19 protein-coding genes are annotated in these 15,285 nt (G+C 37.8%); 16 read left to right on the top strand and 3 right to left on the bottom strand.

Annotated features, from left to right (window positions below):
- From H5T44_04910 to H5T44_04955, 10 genes are read left to right on the top strand one after another with little or no spacing between them, the layout of a single operon-like run.
- The gene (locus tag H5T44_04910) at nt 1-885 is read left to right on the top strand and encodes a 30S ribosomal protein S3 (GenBank protein ID MBC7081561.1); all 885 of its coding nucleotides are present in this window, start codon (nt 1-3) and stop codon (nt 883-885) included.
- On the top strand, nt 854-1,048 hold the full coding sequence (gene rpmC / locus H5T44_04915; protein MBC7081562.1) for a 50S ribosomal protein L29: 195 nt from the start codon (nt 854-856) through the stop codon (nt 1,046-1,048). Before H5T44_04910 ends, rpmC begins: the two co-directional genes overlap by 32 nt.
- Nucleotides 1,048-1,341 carry a stress response translation initiation inhibitor YciH gene (gene yciH, locus H5T44_04920; protein MBC7081563.1) on the top strand — a complete coding sequence of 98 codons (294 nt, stop codon included), beginning with the start codon at nt 1,048-1,050 and terminating at the stop codon, nt 1,339-1,341. The genes rpmC and yciH overlap by 1 nt, the downstream gene beginning before the upstream one ends.
- The gene (locus tag H5T44_04925) at nt 1,338-1,583 is read left to right on the top strand and encodes a ribonuclease P protein subunit (protein MBC7081564.1); all 246 of its coding nucleotides are present in this window, start codon (nt 1,338-1,340) and stop codon (nt 1,581-1,583) included. Before yciH ends, H5T44_04925 begins: the two co-directional genes overlap by 4 nt.
- A complete protein-coding gene (locus H5T44_04930; protein ID MBC7081565.1) occupies nt 1,580-1,891 on the top strand; it encodes a 30S ribosomal protein S17 in 312 nt (103 codons plus the stop codon). The genes H5T44_04925 and H5T44_04930 overlap by 4 nt, the downstream gene beginning before the upstream one ends.
- The gene (locus H5T44_04935; protein MBC7081566.1) at nt 1,888-2,286 is read left to right on the top strand and encodes a 50S ribosomal protein L14; all 399 of its coding nucleotides are present in this window, start codon (nt 1,888-1,890) and stop codon (nt 2,284-2,286) included. The genes H5T44_04930 and H5T44_04935 overlap by 4 nt, the downstream gene beginning before the upstream one ends.
- A gap of 4 nt (nt 2,287-2,290) precedes the next feature.
- Entirely contained in the window at nt 2,291-2,773 is a 483-nt protein-coding gene (locus tag H5T44_04940) for a 50S ribosomal protein L24 (protein MBC7081567.1), read from the top strand.
- Nucleotides 2,760-3,467 (top strand): 30S ribosomal protein S4e, encoded by a 708-nt coding sequence (locus H5T44_04945; GenBank protein ID MBC7081568.1) that lies wholly within the window; start codon nt 2,760-2,762, stop codon nt 3,465-3,467. Before H5T44_04940 ends, H5T44_04945 begins: the two co-directional genes overlap by 14 nt.
- Nucleotides 3,460-3,981, top strand: coding sequence for a 50S ribosomal protein L5 (locus H5T44_04950; protein ID MBC7081569.1), 522 nt, complete (start codon nt 3,460-3,462; stop codon nt 3,979-3,981). Before H5T44_04945 ends, H5T44_04950 begins: the two co-directional genes overlap by 8 nt.
- Nucleotides 3,978-4,133 (top strand): 30S ribosomal protein S14, encoded by a 156-nt coding sequence (locus H5T44_04955; GenBank protein ID MBC7081570.1) that lies wholly within the window; start codon nt 3,978-3,980, stop codon nt 4,131-4,133. The genes H5T44_04950 and H5T44_04955 overlap by 4 nt, the downstream gene beginning before the upstream one ends.
- A 4-nt stretch (nt 4,134-4,137) precedes the next feature.
- Here the strand turns inward: H5T44_04955 and H5T44_04960 are convergent, their stop codons facing one another.
- Genes H5T44_04960 through H5T44_04970 form a run of 3 tightly spaced genes read right to left on the bottom strand, consistent with a single transcriptional unit; the run spans nt 4,138 to nt 5,719 of the window.
- Nucleotides 4,138-4,608 carry a CinA family protein gene (locus H5T44_04960; protein ID MBC7081571.1) on the bottom strand — a complete coding sequence of 157 codons (471 nt, stop codon included), beginning with the start codon at nt 4,606-4,608 and terminating at the stop codon, nt 4,138-4,140.
- Nucleotides 4,609-4,654: 46 nt separating this feature from the next.
- Entirely contained in the window at nt 4,655-5,050 is a 396-nt protein-coding gene (locus H5T44_04965; protein ID MBC7081572.1) for a ribbon-helix-helix protein, CopG family, read from the bottom strand.
- Nucleotides 5,051-5,071: 21 nt separating this feature from the next.
- Nucleotides 5,072-5,719, bottom strand: a complete 648-nt coding sequence (locus H5T44_04970) for a thioredoxin family protein (protein ID MBC7081573.1) — start codon at nt 5,717-5,719, stop codon at nt 5,072-5,074.
- 72 nt (nt 5,720-5,791) lie between these two features.
- Here H5T44_04970 and H5T44_04975 point away from each other — a divergent pair, with 72 nt between their 5' ends.
- Genes H5T44_04975 through H5T44_05000 form a run of 6 tightly spaced genes read left to right on the top strand, consistent with a single transcriptional unit; the run spans nt 5,792 to nt 15,247 of the window.
- A complete protein-coding gene (locus H5T44_04975) occupies nt 5,792-7,036 on the top strand; it encodes a hypothetical protein (protein MBC7081574.1) in 1,245 nt (414 codons plus the stop codon).
- Nucleotides 7,020-7,760 (top strand): radical SAM protein, encoded by a 741-nt coding sequence (locus H5T44_04980; protein MBC7081575.1) that lies wholly within the window; start codon nt 7,020-7,022, stop codon nt 7,758-7,760. Before H5T44_04975 ends, H5T44_04980 begins: the two co-directional genes overlap by 17 nt.
- 48 nt (nt 7,761-7,808) lie before the next feature.
- Nucleotides 7,809-8,354: a hypothetical protein gene (locus H5T44_04985; protein MBC7081576.1), complete on the top strand. Its 546-nt coding sequence runs from the start codon at nt 7,809-7,811 to the stop codon at nt 8,352-8,354.
- A gap of 7 nt (nt 8,355-8,361) precedes the next feature.
- Entirely contained in the window at nt 8,362-8,730 is a 369-nt protein-coding gene (locus H5T44_04990; GenBank protein ID MBC7081577.1) for a hypothetical protein, read from the top strand.
- Nucleotides 8,731-8,765: 35 nt separating this feature from the next.
- Nucleotides 8,766-10,715 (top strand): PKD domain-containing protein, encoded by a 1,950-nt coding sequence (locus H5T44_04995; GenBank protein ID MBC7081578.1) that lies wholly within the window; start codon nt 8,766-8,768, stop codon nt 10,713-10,715.
- Nucleotides 10,716-10,771: 56 nt separating this feature from the next.
- Nucleotides 10,772-15,247: an immune inhibitor A gene (locus H5T44_05000; GenBank protein ID MBC7081579.1), complete on the top strand. Its 4,476-nt coding sequence runs from the start codon at nt 10,772-10,774 to the stop codon at nt 15,245-15,247.
- Nucleotides 15,248-15,285 lie beyond the last annotated feature (38 nt).

A 15,285-nucleotide genomic window follows, 5' to 3' on the forward strand; every position in this document is an offset into this window, starting at 1 on the left:
ATGGCCATAGAAAGAAAGTTTGTTGAGGAAAATCAAAAGCGTGTCTTGCTTAAAGAATTTTTAGAGAAAGAGTGCGAAAGAGCGGGTTTTGGAGGAGTTAAAATTCAGCGAATTCCTATGGGTACGCTGATAACTCTACAAGTTGAAAGACCTGGCTTAATTATAGGAAGAGGGGGGAAAAGAATAAATGAAATTACAAATATAATAAAGGAGAGATTTGGAATTGAAAATCCACAGATTGAAATAGAGGATATAGGTGGAAAGGCATTGCTCAATGCAACCCTTATGGCCCAGAAAGTTGCGGACTCGCTTGAGAGAGGATGGCATTTCCGCAGAGTTGGTCATTCAACAGTCCGCAGGATTGTTGAGGCGGGCGCAAGAGGTTGCCAGGTAGTGATATCTGGAAAGCTAACAGGAGAGAGACATAGGTCTGAGAAATTTACTCTTGGTTATGTTAAATACTGTGGTGAGGTTGCGGAGCGAGTTATGGAAGAATCAATTGCGAGTGCAAAGACAAAACCAGGAATTATAGGAGTTAAAGTTAGGTTGATGAAACCTGATGTTGAGTTACCAGATGTTGTAAAGATAGTTGAAGAAGGAAGGGAGATTTTGCAAAAAGAAATTGAAAAAGAAAGGGAGGAAAAAGAGGAAAAACTCGAGAAATTGGAAAAAATAGATATTATGGATTTGCCAGAAATACCATCAAATGTTGTTGCTTCATTGAAGAAGGCGGGAATAAAAAATGCTCGTGAGTTATATGAAATGGATATAAATGATTTAATTGAAATTAAGGGAATTGGTATAAAAAGGGCTGAAAGAATTAAGGAAATATTAAAGGAGGTGCTTAAGAAAAATGAAGGCGAGGGAAATAAGGAAAATGAATAGAGAAGAGAGAATTAAAAAACTTGATGAATTGAGAAATGAATTAATGCGGGAGTATGGGCGCTCTTCAATGGGTGGTTCATCACCCTCTCCTGGAAGAATAAGGTATATCCGTAAAAGCATAGCAAGATTACTCACAATTATGAGGGAGGAAGGAGATATATAATGGAAGTGTGCAAAGTTTGTGGTCTGCCCAGAGAACTTTGCGTTTGTGAAAAAATTGCAAGGGAGGGAAAAGAAATAAAGATATACACTGAAAAAAGGAGATATGGAAAGATTGTTACAATTATAGGAGGAATAGACTCAAGTGTTGATATATCTGAAATCGCAAAAGAGCTGAAGAAATGCTGTGCATGTGGGGGAACAGTTAAAAATAATCTTGTTGAGCTACAAGGCGACCATAAGGAGAAAGCAAAGAAGAAGCTTGAAGAAATGGGGTTCAACGTGGTGGTGGAATGAAAAAATTTTTAAAGTCTGAATTTATTGGGTTGCCTATCAAAATAATTCAATGTACTGATAAAAGCCTTGAAAAAGTTGAAGGAAAAATAATAGATGAGACGAAGAATATGTTTGTGATAGAAACAAAAAAAGGAATAAAAAAGGTTGCAAAAAGCATTGCAAAATTTGAAATAGATGGAAATGTTATCGATGGGAGAAAAATAGCATATGCTCCTCATGAAAGAATAAGGAGGATAAGATGATAGGAATAGATGTTAAAGAGCCAGAAAAAACATGCAGTGATAAAAATTGCCCTTTTCATGGGCACTTAAAGGTTAGAGGAATAATTTTAAAAGGAAAAATTGTTTCGAAGGCGATGCAAAAGACGGTTGTTGTAGAAAGAGAAAGATTTCATTATGTTCCAAAATATGAGAGATATGAGAAGAGGACAAGCAGATATAAAGCACATTTGCCCCCTTGCATAGATGTTGAAAAAGGTGATGAAGTAATCATAATGGAGTGTCGTCCTTTAAGTAAAACCAAGCACTTTGTTGTGGTGGGGAAAAAATGAAAGGAGTAGCTGCAAAAATAACCCGTGGTTTGCCAACAGGAGCGGAGCTGGAGTGTGCAGATAATACAGGAGCACAAGTAGTGGAGATAGTGGCGGTTAAAGGGCTTAAAACAGTTCATAGGAGATATCCTTCTGCAGGTGTGGGAGACATGGTTTTTGTCACGGTCAAGAAAGGGAAGCCTGAGCTGAAGAGGCAGGTATTTCCCGCTGTAATAATAAGACAGCGTATGCCCTACAGGCGCCCAGATGGAACAAGAGTGCAATTTGAAGACAATGCTGCAGTAATAGTAAATCCGCAGGGAGAGATGAAGGGCTCCGCCATAAAAGGGGCGGTGGCGAGGGAGGCTGCTGAAAGATGGCCGAGGGTGGCGGCTGCGTCCGCAATTATTGTGTGAGAACATGAGCAAGCAACCAAGAAAACAGAGGAAAAGGATTTATAATGCTCCTTTGCATTTGAGGAGGAAATTTTTGTCCGCACATCTTACAAGTGAGCTAATTGTGAGGTATAAGAGGAGAAGCATTCCAGTGGTGAGGGGTGATACGGTAAAGATAATGAGAGGCGAGTTTGCGGGTCAAACAGGGAGAGTAAGGAAAGTAAATTTGAAGGAGGGCACTGTTGAAATAGAGGGGGTTACGATTACAAAAGCGGATGGAAAGAAAGTTTCGCGCCCGATTCATGCTTCCAATTTGCTCATAACAAAACTAAATTTGACTGATCCATGGAGGAGAAGGAAGATAAGTGAGAAGCTAACAGAGGAAGAGAAAATTGAAGTTGAAAAGGAGGCGGAAGAGCAGAAGAAGGAAATTGGGGAAGAAGAGAAGGAAGAAAAGGAGGAAAAAGAAAAAGAAGAAAAGAAGGAGGAAGGAAATGAGCCATCTTAAAAGATTAAATGCGCCTCGTTCATGGCAAATAGAAAGAAAGGTAACAAAATGGGCGGTTAGGCCATCGCCTGGCCCACATGGAATAGAGGAATCAATTCCTCTGCTAAATGTTATAAGAGATTATCTTTCAGTTGCGGACACCGCAAGAGAGGCTAAGAAGTTGATATCCGCCAGGAAAATACTGGTTGATGGAAAAGCAAGAATTGACTATAGATTTCCGTGCGGGCTTATGGATGTAGTTACAATATTGCCCTTGGATGCCCATTATAGAGTTTTAATTGATTCAAGAGGTATTTTAAGGCTGGTTAAAATAGATGAAGAAATGGCAAAATGGAAGCTATGTAGAATAGAAAATAAGACAACATTAAGGGGGGGAAAGACGCAGTTAAACCTGCATGATGGAAGAAATATTATTGTGAGCGAGGATAAATATAAGACAGGGGATGTTTTAAAAATATCAATTCCAAAACAGGAAATAATCGAGCACATTCCATTGCAGGAAGGTTACATTTCATTGATAACTGGTGGTAGCCATATAGGAAAAATAGAAAGAATAAAAAAATTGATAGTTACAAGAACTCCTTTACCAAATATTGTTGAGCTCGAGAGCTTTTCAACCATAAAAGATTATGTATTTCCAGTTGGAAAAGATGAGCCATTGATAACTCTTCCACAGGTGAGTATATATGGATAATCGCAAGGATAATCCGATGAGGAGCATAAGAATAGAAAAAGTAGTTGTAAATATGGGTGTTGGAGAAGGAGGAGAGAAGCTAAAAAAGGCGGAGCAAGTAATGGAGCAACTTACTGGACAGAAACCTGTAAAAACTCTTGCAAAAAAGACAAACAGGGACTTTGGAATTAAAAAAGGTATGTCTATTGGATGCAAGGTCACTCTTAGAAAAGATAAGGCAATAGATTTTCTTAAAAAAGCTTTATGGGTTCGCGACTATAAAATTCCAAAATGGTCATTTTGTGATGGAACCCTCTCATTTGGAATAAAAGAGCATACAGAATTTGAGGGAATGAAATATCAGCCAGAAATAGGAATATTTGGACTGGATGTATGTGTTACATTTGAAAGGAAGGGATATAGAGTTAAAAGGAGGAGAATCGCAAGGAGCAATTTGCCAGAAAAAGAAAAAATAAAAAGCGATGAGATAATTGACTATATGAAAAAAGAATTTAATGTTGAGGTAATAGAATGAAGATAAAGGAAAGGCAGAAAAAATACGGGCGCATAGACGGATGCACCAGATGCGGGCGCAGGCGAGGAATCATAAGAAGATATGGAATGCGTTTGTGCAGGCAATGCTTCAGAGAAATTGCAAAGGAGATGGGATTTAAGAAATTCAGCTGATTTTTTATTCCAATTTTTCTAGATAATCAAGAAGCATTTGAAGTGCGGAATTGCAAAAATTCTGTTTATTTTCTAACCTATCTCCTTTAAATAAAAATCTTTTTACCTCAGTTCCTTCTGGAGTTGCAAGGGCAATATAAACAAGTCCAACTGGCTTTTCTTCTGTTCCTCCTGTTGGCCCCGCTATTCCAGTTGTTGCTATCGCTATGTCCGCTCCTATAACTTTTTTTGCTCCTTCCGCCATCTCGCGGGCGGTTTGCTCTGATACCGCTCCATATTTCTTTAAAGTTTCTTCTTTTACTCCCAAAATTTTAGCCTTTATCTCATTGCTATATGCTACTATTCCTCCTTTATAATATTCAGAGCTTCCTGAAATGTTTGTTAGGGTATGAGCTATTAAGCCAGCGGTGCAAGATTCCGCGGTTGCAATCCATAAATTATTTTTTTTAAGCAGTTCAGCAATTCTTTCAATCATGAAAATATATTATGAAGATGTTTTTATGCTTATCTTTCATTTCCACTTATGCGGAGGTAACAATATTAACTGATATAACTCCTTTTATACCACTTATTTTTTTTAGCAACCCTTTTATTTTATTTGCTTTGCCTCTAAACGCAATAATCTCAAGACATTGCTCTTTGTTTAGATGAATATGCATTGCTGCATTTATTACTTCATTGTATTTATGTTGTGCTTCCGTCAGCATCTCACTTGTTAAATTGCTATGGTTATAAGTAAATACTATTGCCCCCGCAACTATTCCTTTTTCCTTTAAAAATTCGTGGGAAGTAATATATTCATGGATCGCGGATGAGATTGCATTGCTCCTGTTTTTGTGGCCCATCTCTTTGTAAATTTCATCAAATTTTTCTAATAAATCATAAGGGAGGGTAGCACTAACCCTAATTTTTTTCATGGGATATCAACATTTTTTATTTTAAATACTTAATGCTTTCTTTATTTGGCCCAATAAATATTCTTCCCTTACAGAGCCAACTATTTCAATTTTTTCATTTATGACTGTTTTTGGAACACCCATTACATTGTATTTATGGGCTAAATGAGGAAATTCAGCAATTTCTACCATATCCGCAATAATATTTTCATTTTCTATTGCCATCTGGTGAGCGAGATGTGTCATAGAGGGGCAATATGGACATGTAGGGGTGACAAATACTTGTAAGTGAATTCTTTTATCTATTTTCCTCAACTCTTCCTTTGTTTCTTCTTTTAAATTACTTCTTCCCCTTGAAACAGATATTATATCTTCGATCAGGGCGGAGAATTCATATCCTGAAGGAATTCCAAAAAACCTTATTCCATATTCCCTTTTTCCAAACAGCAGTGTTGCGGGTATTTTGTCCACTTTATATTTTTCAGCAATCTCCTTTTCTTTACTGAATTCATGTACTTCAATTTCTATTTTATCACTGAGAGATTTCAATTCTTCAAGAATTTCTCCAGTTTCTTTGCAGAAATGGCACTCAAAATCCTGGGTAAAATAAAAAATTTTAACATTTCCTTCCATTTCTCTTTCAAACTTCTCCTTAATATATTTTCTATCACTTTTACCTATAATCGCCATAAGAATAAAAGAAAACTTATTTAAAATTTTCACTGCCAAAAACTTTTTTTATCAATGCGATTAATTATTTAAATGAAAACAAAGCCAAAAGTTTTTGTTAGCGAGAAAGAAAGCATCTGTATAAGATGCAGGGGGGCAAAGCTTCTTTGTGGGAAAAAAAGATGCCCGGTGCTTTTGAAATATTATAAGAGCATTGAAATTAAGCCATTTATTGAAAAGAAGATTATTTATGGCTCCTCTCCTCCTTCAGTTTTTGTTGGCAGGGTTGGCTATCCAAAAGTTTATGCGGGTCCGATGCTCCCGCCTTTTGGAGGAGATACTTCATTGATGGATACACCAGAAATGTGGTATGGTAAAAGCATAGATGAAATTGTTGATTTCAGGATGAAGTTGATAAGGGGGAAAAGTGCGGTAAATGTTTTTGATAAAGATAAAATCGTTTCTTATTTGCATGAAATAGCAATGGCGAATAAACCAGTAGATATGGAAGTAGAATTTGAAAAAAAGCCCTCTGGAAAAATAGCATTATATGATGAAGCCTCTCCTCATGGCCCATCCGCCCCAATTAAAAAAATCTGGATTGAAAATCCAAGAGTTAATCAAAAGCTGGAGAAGGTTTATTATGATGAAATGAAAGCAAAGGAAGCGGTAATCTGGCTTTACAATGAAGGGATATATGTTTCAGCAATTCAGCGAGCTCTTTCAGCTGGCCTGCTTGGGTTGGAGAAGAGGCTTGTTCCTACGAGGTGGGGTATTACTGCGGTTGATGATATGATAGGAAAAGAAATTCTTGAGGAAGTGAAAAGGCAACCATGGATAAATGAATACAGGGTTTATTTTACAAAGAGTTTAGATAATTTTTGGGTTGTTTTTATGTATCCATCTTCCTGGCAATATGAGCTTATTGAAGCATGGTATCCAAACACAAGCTGGAATCCGACTGGCAAAAAAATAGTTCTGTATGGTGACCATGAATATTTTTATGGAAGAAGCAATTATGCAAGCATAGGAGGTTGCTACTATGCGGCACGCCTCGCAAGCCTGGAGTTGCTTAAAAAAGAAAGAAAGCAGGCGGGAGTGATTGTGCTGAGGGAAATTCATCCTGGCTATATTATGCCTGTTGGGGTATGGAATGTGAGGGAAAATGTGAGGCAGGCATTGAGAAATGAGGCAAAAAAATTCAGTGATGCAAGGGATGCAATTCTTTTTATTTCTTCATTGCTTCATATTCCAATGAAAAGATGGATTGAGAGCAGTGAATTGCTCAAAAATATTCTCATGCAAAAAAAGCTAGATGAATATGGAAATATACTGTAAGAGTGCATTGACTAAAACAAAATTGCCAGGAATAGATTATTCATTGAATCCTTATATTGGCTGCTCCTTTTCCTGCTTATATTGCTATGTCCCTTATTTATTTAAGATGAAAAGGGATGAATGGAAAAATGTAAAGGCAAAGATAAATATGCCAAATTTACTGAGGGAGGAAATAAGGAAAAAGGAAAAGGGAATTGTCGGGATTTCTTCTTCAACAGATGCATATCAACCATATGAAAGAAAATATGAAATAGCGAGAAAATGCATTGAATTGCTTTCAAAATATGGATGGAAAATAGATATTCTTACTAAATCAGATTTGATAATGAGGGATATAGACATTATTAAAAAGAGTGATGCGAAAGTAGGAGTAACAATAACAACATTTAATGAAGAGGTGATAAGGGAATGGGAGCCATTTGCTCCCTCGCCCTATAGAAGAATTGAAGCAATTAAAAAATTTTCAGATGAAGGAATATTTACCTATATTTTTTTCGGGCCAGTTTTTCCATTTATAAGGGAGGAGGAAATTGAATACTGTATTGAAGAATTTATAAATGCGGGGGCAAAAGAAGTTATTGTTGATTCATTGCATATAAAGCAAGGAATGGCGAGTGAAATTGAAAAAATTTTTCCTAAAATAGATTTGCAGAGGTATGGAGAAATATTTGAAAAAGCAAAGAAGTTTGCAAAAGGAAAAATAGAAGTAACTAAGGCATGGTAAAAGGGAAATGAAAGCGAAAGATTATATAATTTAGATTATTAATTTTTGATGAAAATTGTTGCTTTATTTGTTGCGGGGTTATTTATTTTATCCGCATTTGTAGGAGCTAAAAATAATAAAAGTGAAAAATTTGCTGGGAAAGATGATATTAAAACTTTTAGCTGGTTTGTTTCCTCTCTTCCCTATAGTGTTTCATCCGTTGATAAAGAAAATTCCATGAGATATTCATTTTATTTCATAACTGGCCATTATATGTATGAAAAAGGTTTTCACGCGGATGGAATAATATTTCATTTTCCAAATATTTATGATGGAAAGGAACACTGGGCAAATCTGACAGGTTATGCGGAGATTAAATTTCTTGATGGAGAATATTATAGAAATGATAATTATAAAGTTGTTACTCACTGGTGGGGGTCGCCTGGCTTTACCTATTATTCCATAAAAATTATTTTTTCTCGCAAAATTGAATTCATTCATCTGCATCTTGATTATAGTGAAGATGATAGATATATAAGAACAATTGATAGAACATTTTATGGAAGATGGAGCGACTTTTTTATGATGAAAATGTTTATATACTCATGCCTATGATAATATTGTGAAAGGAAAATATCTGGCTTATGGTATAATTGCATTAATGATGGGGGTAGCGATAACATCAGCATTTTCTTTTAAACCAGCTCATCCCTCGCCGATAAAAGTATATATTTTAGGAGGCATAGGTTGCAAAATGGGGGTAATAAATGATGCAAATTCCGCAATTACCGCAAATTATAGCATCATGTATTGGAATATGGGAAATCATCGTGTAGAAGGAACTTTTGATGTCCCTCCAAATTCTGTTGCTGAAAAAACATTTTATGTTTTCTCCGGTTTCTCGCCGATAATTGCAAGCATCAACGCTGGCGGTGAAGCAATGTCAAGGCAGGGATACATTTTGCTATTCTTTGTCCTATTTCCAGATTGAAGAAAAATCTTAAATAGCTACAATGTATTTCATGCATGAATAGCTATGGGAGGCTTTTACTTGCCCTTTCCATAGGGCTAATGGTAGCGGGTTTTACTTCTATTTTCCAGGGAAAAGGAAATGAAAATTCTATTGAAAGAGGTTTAGGATGTATATTGGAAGAGATAACTCCTGATAATAATGTAAATTTCGTGAATCTTGCTCCTCCTTCCTGGGATTGGAGAAATCAGGGGATAGTTACTTCAGTTAAAAATCAAGGGGGTTGTGGTTCATGCGTCGCTTTTGCTTGTGTAGGAGTTTTTGAAGCGGTTATAAAATGGAAAACTGGTTTGACAACTGATTTAAGTGAAGCACACCTATTTTTCTGTGCGGGAGGGAGGTGTGAGGTAGGAATGGCGATAAGCACCGCAATGGATTATTTAAAGAATTATGGGGTGAGTGATGAAAACTGTTTTCCATATGATGGTGCAATTTACGGGCAAAATTTGCCATGTAATCCATGTGAGGGATGGGAGGAGAGTGCTTTTAAGATAGATTCATGGGGGACAGTAAGCGGGAGAGAGAATATAAAAAACACAATTTATAATTATGGGCCAGTTGCTGCTTCTTTTATTGTTTATGAAGATTTTTATCGCGAGTATCCGAATCCTAGCAGATGGCCAAATGATGTGTATTATTATCAATATGGAAATTCAGTGGGGGCGCATGCGGTTGCAATTGTGGGATATGATGATGCCCAGCAATGCTGGATTTGCAAGAATAGCTGGGGAGCGACATGGGGACTACAGGGATACTTTAAAATAAAATATGGAGAGTGCGGAATAGATGACTGGGTATATTACATAACATATTCTCCTACTCTTGTTGCAAGTGCGGGTGGGCCATATAAAGGGAAACCAGGAGAGAGCATACAATTTTATGGTTCTGCATATGGAGGAGTAAATCCATATAGCTGGAACTGGAGCTTTGGAGATGGAAGTTATAGCAATGAGCAAAATCCAAGGCATGTATATACTAAAGCGGGAAATTATACAGTTAGATTAACTGTAAGAGATGCAAGAGGACAAACCGCTAGTTCAACAACTAACGCAATTATAAATAATCCTCCCTCAAAGCCAAATATAAAAGGGTCAAATGCGGGAAGAAAAAATATTCAATATACTTTCTATTTCGTTTCCACTGATGCAGATGGAGACAAAATAAAATATAAAGTTGATTGGGGGGATGGGAGTTCGTCTGAAACAGGATTTATTAAATCAGGAGAGAATGCAATTTTAACTCATGCATGGAAGAAAGAAGGGAAATATAACATAAGAGCAGAGGCGGAAGATGAAAGAGGAGAGAAGAGTGGATATTCAAGCTATTATATTGAAATAGGGGAGAAGGAAGCACCATTTCCTCCAACGAATCCTTATCCAGAAGATGGAGCAACCTCTGTTCCATTAAATGTTGTTCTTTCCTGGGAGTGCTATGATCCAGATAACGATACTCTATATTATACAATATATTTAGATGGAAAAAAAGTTGCGGAAAATATAACCGCAAATAAATATCAGTTGCATAACCTTGAGCCATTCAAGGAATATACATGGGAAGTGCATGTAATTGACAGCGATGGCTTAACTTCACAAAGCCAAACATGGCATTTCAGAACAAAAGATATAACTCCTCCAGATGTCAGCATAATTGAGCCGAAAGAAAATCATCTTTGCATTGGAAATTTTTCAATACCATTCTTCAAAACATTTTATATTGGAAAAATAAAAGTCATTGTAAATGCAAGTGATGAGCAATCTGGGTTGCAAAAAATAGAATTTTATGTAAATGGAAAGCTTGAAGCGACAATTTATGAAGAGCCATATGAATGGGTATGGAATGAAGATACACTTTATGATTTGCATAAGCTTGAAGTAGTGGCATATGACAATGATGGAAACTATGCAAAAGACAGCATCGAAGCAATTGTTTTAAATCTCTTCCCCTAAACTTTTTTGGGAAAAAATTTATATACTCTTTTTCTATATACATTTGGAGGCAGAAAATGACCGAAAAAAAATATAGGTTGGTAATAAGCGTGTTTGTAGCGATAGCAATGATAACAACAACAATACCAATGGCAATAACAGTTCCACCACCATCCGATACACAACAGGCAATTAATGAACCAATACCACCGACACCAGGTTATCAAGGACCACATGGACAGATAGTATTTGAAGAAACATTTGATGCAGATCTTGGTGTATTTACCGTAATAGACAACTCTGGAGATGGAACATGGCAGTGGGATGGCACAGGAGCAGCAATGTGGGCGGATGGAGGAGAAACTGATGATGAGGATGACTATTTAAGCACAGATATAGAGTTACCAGATATTGATACAACTTGCAATGCACTTACACTGCAATTTGACTACTGGGGAGAAGGCGGAGTATTTGAAGTACTCGCAGGCATTGATGTTTTGGGAACATTTACCGCAGCAACACGGGCTACTGCAGATATTGATTTAACAAGCTATGAAGGAACAACAATAACCCTTGCTTTCCATGTTTACGCAACTGAAACAAGAACAATATATATTGACAATGTTGTGATTGCACAGAACCCAAGAACTGATATAATAATAAATGGAATCGAAGGAATGGAAGATGGCGGAAGATACAATACATTCCCGAAGTGGATAGATGTTAATGTAACAAATGGAGGAACAGAGCCAATCACAGGAGCGGATTTCCATCTACAAATTTATCAGGAAGTACCATTTGAGCCAATAATATATAATTGCTGGGACATGGAGGAATGTTTCTTGCTTACATGGGATGTATTCAGCTGGGATGGAGATCAGGCAACATGGTATTGGACAGAAAAGAGGAGCCACAGCCCAACCCACAGCTATCACAGCCAGCCAGATTATCTGGCAACATATGAAGCGTACTCATTTGATAGCTTGGTACTGCATGACTATTTCGCAATTCCAACAACAATTGAAGTAGATGGACGTACACAGCCAGTAACAGGAGCATATCTGACATTCTGGCACTGGTGCGAAGGAGAGTTTGATGGAACAAACCCAATTGATTATGGTGTAGTAAGGCTCGAGACCGCAGCCCCACCACCAGCAAGCGCAATTGTTGGCGGACCATATTATGATACAGATGGAGAATGGGTACAGGAAACAATAGATATATCCGCATGGATTGGAGAGAGCTTCAAGATAAACTTCACATGGAGAAGTGACGGATACCTTAACTTTGAGGGATGGTATATAGATGATATATGCATTGAATTGAGAGTTGGAAGCGCTCAACCATTAATATTCCAGGGATATGAATACGTAGATTTTGAAGCGGGAGAAACAAAGACATTCGGTTTCCCAATTCAATGGACAATTCCGCAACCAGGAACATATTATATAGAAGTCTATACTGACTATGAAGATTGCAATCCACTTGGAAATAGAATCAACTGGACAATATGGTTTGGAGATGTATGCGATGGAGAAATAACAAACATAGAGGTTCCACCATTAGTACGAATGCCAAACGACCCATGTGGAGAAGAACTCAACTGGGTTATAGTTCCAATAAATGTAACAGTTCATAACAATGGAACACTTGTCGAAGATATACCAGTTGAAGTAACCGCACGCCACAAGATAACAGAAAAATTGTGGTGGGATGATGTTGAGAGCGGAGACCTTGGATATAGATATGTAACCTGGGGTTCATCAATAAGTATGTGGAATATAGTTGGTGCAGATTTCTACAGCCCGTTCCATTCATGGCACTTTGGAGATTCCCCAACAACATATCCAGCAGGAGTTAATGGTGGATTTGCAGTAGTTCCATATGATACAATAGATTGGATCGACTTGAAGAACTATCCAGATGCAGATATAGTAATAAAGGCAAAGTGGGACTTTGTAGCACCTGATAGGGCGGTTCCAGTTTTAATTAATGGAAATACATGGTACTTCTTCATTGGTAGAAGCATGCACTTAACAGGAAATTCTGGAGGATGGCAGGAAGTAAGATTCAGTGATTTGCTGGAAGGATATGTAACATATTATGGATTGAACAACATCTTTGAATTGCCCGAATTATACGGATTTACAGACTTCAAAGGATTTGCAATAGGTGTATGTGGTCCAGGATTAGCCCCAACAGTTGGAGGAGGAGCGGGATTATACATTGATGATATACTCGTGTATAAGAGCTATGCAGGAGAAGTAGTATGGAGCGATACACTTGTAGCAGAAGATTTAGAGCCATGCCAGAGCAAGGTGTTGTACTTTGAATGGAATACAACAGAATATTGCGATTATATTATAACCGCAACAGTTAAACTTGATTGCGATATGGACCCAACAAATGATGAGATGGGAGCACCAACAAGAATATATAAACAGATATATGAAGGAGATGACTTTGAGAAGTGGGAACAGGAAGACAATACATATGGCCTGCCAGATCACTGGCATATTGTAGAAGAATGCTCAATCTGCCCAGATGATCACATCTGGTGGAATGGAGACGAAGCAACTGGAATATATGTCAATGGAGTTGATGAAATCCTTGTAATAAATAGAACATTTGACTTCACAGGTGTAACAACCGCAACACTCAGCTTTGAAACATATTATTATATTGAAGCTGGATATGATTATGGCTATGTAGAAGTAAGCAATGACTGCGGTATGACATGGTTCAGAATAGAGAGCTATACAGGAAATACAGGAGGAGTATGGGTAACTGAAACATTAACACTTGAGGAAGGAGTAACAATATTGTATAGTGAATATACAGATTTGTACTTCACAATGCCAACTGGTTTCTTCACAGATAAGATGCACTTCCGCTTCAGATTTGTGTCAGATGAATTGACTGCGGAGAAGGGATGGTTCATTGACGATGTTATGGTAGTTGCAGACGGAGATACACTCTTCTTCGATGATATGGAAGATGCGGCATTCAGTGCAGATGCATGGTATCATATGGCCTGGTATGCAGGATGCCACTGGCATGAAGAAGATACATTTGGAGCACCATATCCAAATCCACCTGTAGCCTTCTGGAACGGAGAACCAAGAAATGTAATCGGAGAAGGAACACTATACACATTTGGAAACTATCCACCAGTAGGAAGTGCAATAAGCTTTGGTGCATGGACTTATACTAAAGTATCACCTGGCCTTGGTTCATGGAATTACTGGTATGGAGTCTGGGGAGAAAGAACATACTGGGCACAGGCATCAGCGGGAGAATGGCAGGAGATGTGGCGCAACTATACAGTTGACTTCTCATCTGTTCCAGTAGGAGCAACAATAACGTTCTATCTGGATGCTATTGCATATCCCTCAACAGCCACATATTGGCTTGAGGCAAGAAGTGGAACAACAACAATGTTATATCCAATTCCAGGAGATGATAGTGGCGATCTACAATTATTCACATTTGATTTGTCACCATTTGCGGGAATGTCTAATGTAAGACTTGCATTCCATGTAAATCATACAACAGTAACCGGGCAGGAAGAATTCACACTATGGGATGGATGGATAGTCGGACAAGGACCAATATGGCCATATGGCAGATACTATAACAAGGTTGATGAGAAATTAATACTCTACTTCGACTTGACACATGCATATGAAGCATTCCTCGAATGGGATCAAATGTACAGCTTTGCAGATCCATATCCATATGACTATGGATTAGTTGAGATATGGACAGGAAAGGAGTGGAAGGCATTGTTCATAGTGCAGGGCAGCAGTGGCGGTGGATGGGGACACATGAAACTTGACATAAGCGAGTATGTTGGCGGAGACGAGCTGACAAAGATAAGATTCAGATTTATAAGCGATGAAGCAAACACTGACATTGGATGGCTCATTGACAATGTAACGATACAGGGCAAGATTGATTATAAGAAACCAAAAGCAAGCATATCATTAAGCCCAGCAGCACCAAATGGATGCAATGACTGGTATAAGACAGGAGTAACAGTAACAATAACTGCAACAGACAATGTAAAGGTAGCAAAGATATGGTATCGCATTGATGGCGGAAGCTGGAAAGTATATACCGCACCATTTACAGTTGATGTAGATGGCTCACACACAGTTGACTACTATGCAGAGGATATTGTCGGAAACACATCACCAGTTGGAACAGTAAGCTTCAAGATAGATAAGACAGCTCCAACAGTAACAATAACCGCTCCACAGGCGGGATACATCTACTTAATGGGCAGACAACTCTTCAAGAACCCACTCGGAGGAACAGTAATAATTGGAGGAATCTACTTTGAAGCAACCGCAACCGATGCAATGAGCGGAGTTGACTATGTATCATTCAACATAAATGGCTATACATATGACGATGCAAGCGCTCCATACAAGATATGGTGGCACAAGTTCGACTTAATGCCAAAGAAATACACATTGACAGTTTCAGCGTACGACGAAGCATGCAACAAAGCAGCTGATGCAACACTAGCCTTTACACACTGGCTATAAGCCAACCCTCTTTCCCCTTTTTTTATATATTTTTAAAA

This window comes from Thermoplasmatales archaeon, assembly GCA_014361195.1.
Taxonomy (GTDB): Archaea; Thermoplasmatota; E2; order UBA202; family JdFR-43; genus JACIWB01.

What these genes read in the sequence shown, in the direction of transcription:
- H5T44_04940 (MBC7081567.1), top strand. Translation starts at nt 2,291, where the DNA reads ATGAGCAAGCAACCAAGAAAACAGAGGAAAAGGATTTATAATGCTCCT.
- H5T44_04935 (MBC7081566.1), top strand. Translation starts at nt 1,888, where the DNA reads ATGAAAGGAGTAGCTGCAAAAATAACCCGTGGTTTGCCAACAGGAGCG.
- H5T44_04930 (MBC7081565.1), top strand. Translation starts at nt 1,580, where the DNA reads ATGATAGGAATAGATGTTAAAGAGCCAGAAAAAACATGCAGTGATAAA.
- H5T44_04965 (MBC7081572.1), bottom strand. Translation starts at nt 5,050, where the DNA reads ATGAAAAAAATTAGGGTTAGTGCTACCCTCCCTTATGATTTATTAGAA.
- H5T44_04955 (MBC7081570.1), top strand. Translation starts at nt 3,978, where the DNA reads ATGAAGATAAAGGAAAGGCAGAAAAAATACGGGCGCATAGACGGATGC.
- rpmC (MBC7081562.1), top strand. Translation starts at nt 854, where the DNA reads ATGAAGGCGAGGGAAATAAGGAAAATGAATAGAGAAGAGAGAATTAAA.
- H5T44_04985 (MBC7081576.1), top strand. Translation starts at nt 7,809, where the DNA reads ATGAAAATTGTTGCTTTATTTGTTGCGGGGTTATTTATTTTATCCGCA.
- H5T44_04910 (MBC7081561.1), top strand. Translation starts at nt 1, where the DNA reads ATGGCCATAGAAAGAAAGTTTGTTGAGGAAAATCAAAAGCGTGTCTTG.
- H5T44_04925 (MBC7081564.1), top strand. Translation starts at nt 1,338, where the DNA reads ATGAAAAAATTTTTAAAGTCTGAATTTATTGGGTTGCCTATCAAAATA.
- H5T44_04980 (MBC7081575.1), top strand. Translation starts at nt 7,020, where the DNA reads ATGGAAATATACTGTAAGAGTGCATTGACTAAAACAAAATTGCCAGGA.
- H5T44_05000 (MBC7081579.1), top strand. Translation starts at nt 10,772, where the DNA reads ATGACCGAAAAAAAATATAGGTTGGTAATAAGCGTGTTTGTAGCGATA.
- H5T44_04970 (MBC7081573.1), bottom strand. Translation starts at nt 5,719, where the DNA reads ATGGCGATTATAGGTAAAAGTGATAGAAAATATATTAAGGAGAAGTTT.
- H5T44_04945 (MBC7081568.1), top strand. Translation starts at nt 2,760, where the DNA reads ATGAGCCATCTTAAAAGATTAAATGCGCCTCGTTCATGGCAAATAGAA.
- H5T44_04950 (MBC7081569.1), top strand. Translation starts at nt 3,460, where the DNA reads ATGGATAATCGCAAGGATAATCCGATGAGGAGCATAAGAATAGAAAAA.
- H5T44_04960 (MBC7081571.1), bottom strand. Translation starts at nt 4,608, where the DNA reads ATGATTGAAAGAATTGCTGAACTGCTTAAAAAAAATAATTTATGGATT.
- H5T44_04995 (MBC7081578.1), top strand. Translation starts at nt 8,766, where the DNA reads ATGAATAGCTATGGGAGGCTTTTACTTGCCCTTTCCATAGGGCTAATG.
- H5T44_04975 (MBC7081574.1), top strand. Translation starts at nt 5,792, where the DNA reads ATGAAAACAAAGCCAAAAGTTTTTGTTAGCGAGAAAGAAAGCATCTGT.
- yciH (MBC7081563.1), top strand. Translation starts at nt 1,048, where the DNA reads ATGGAAGTGTGCAAAGTTTGTGGTCTGCCCAGAGAACTTTGCGTTTGT.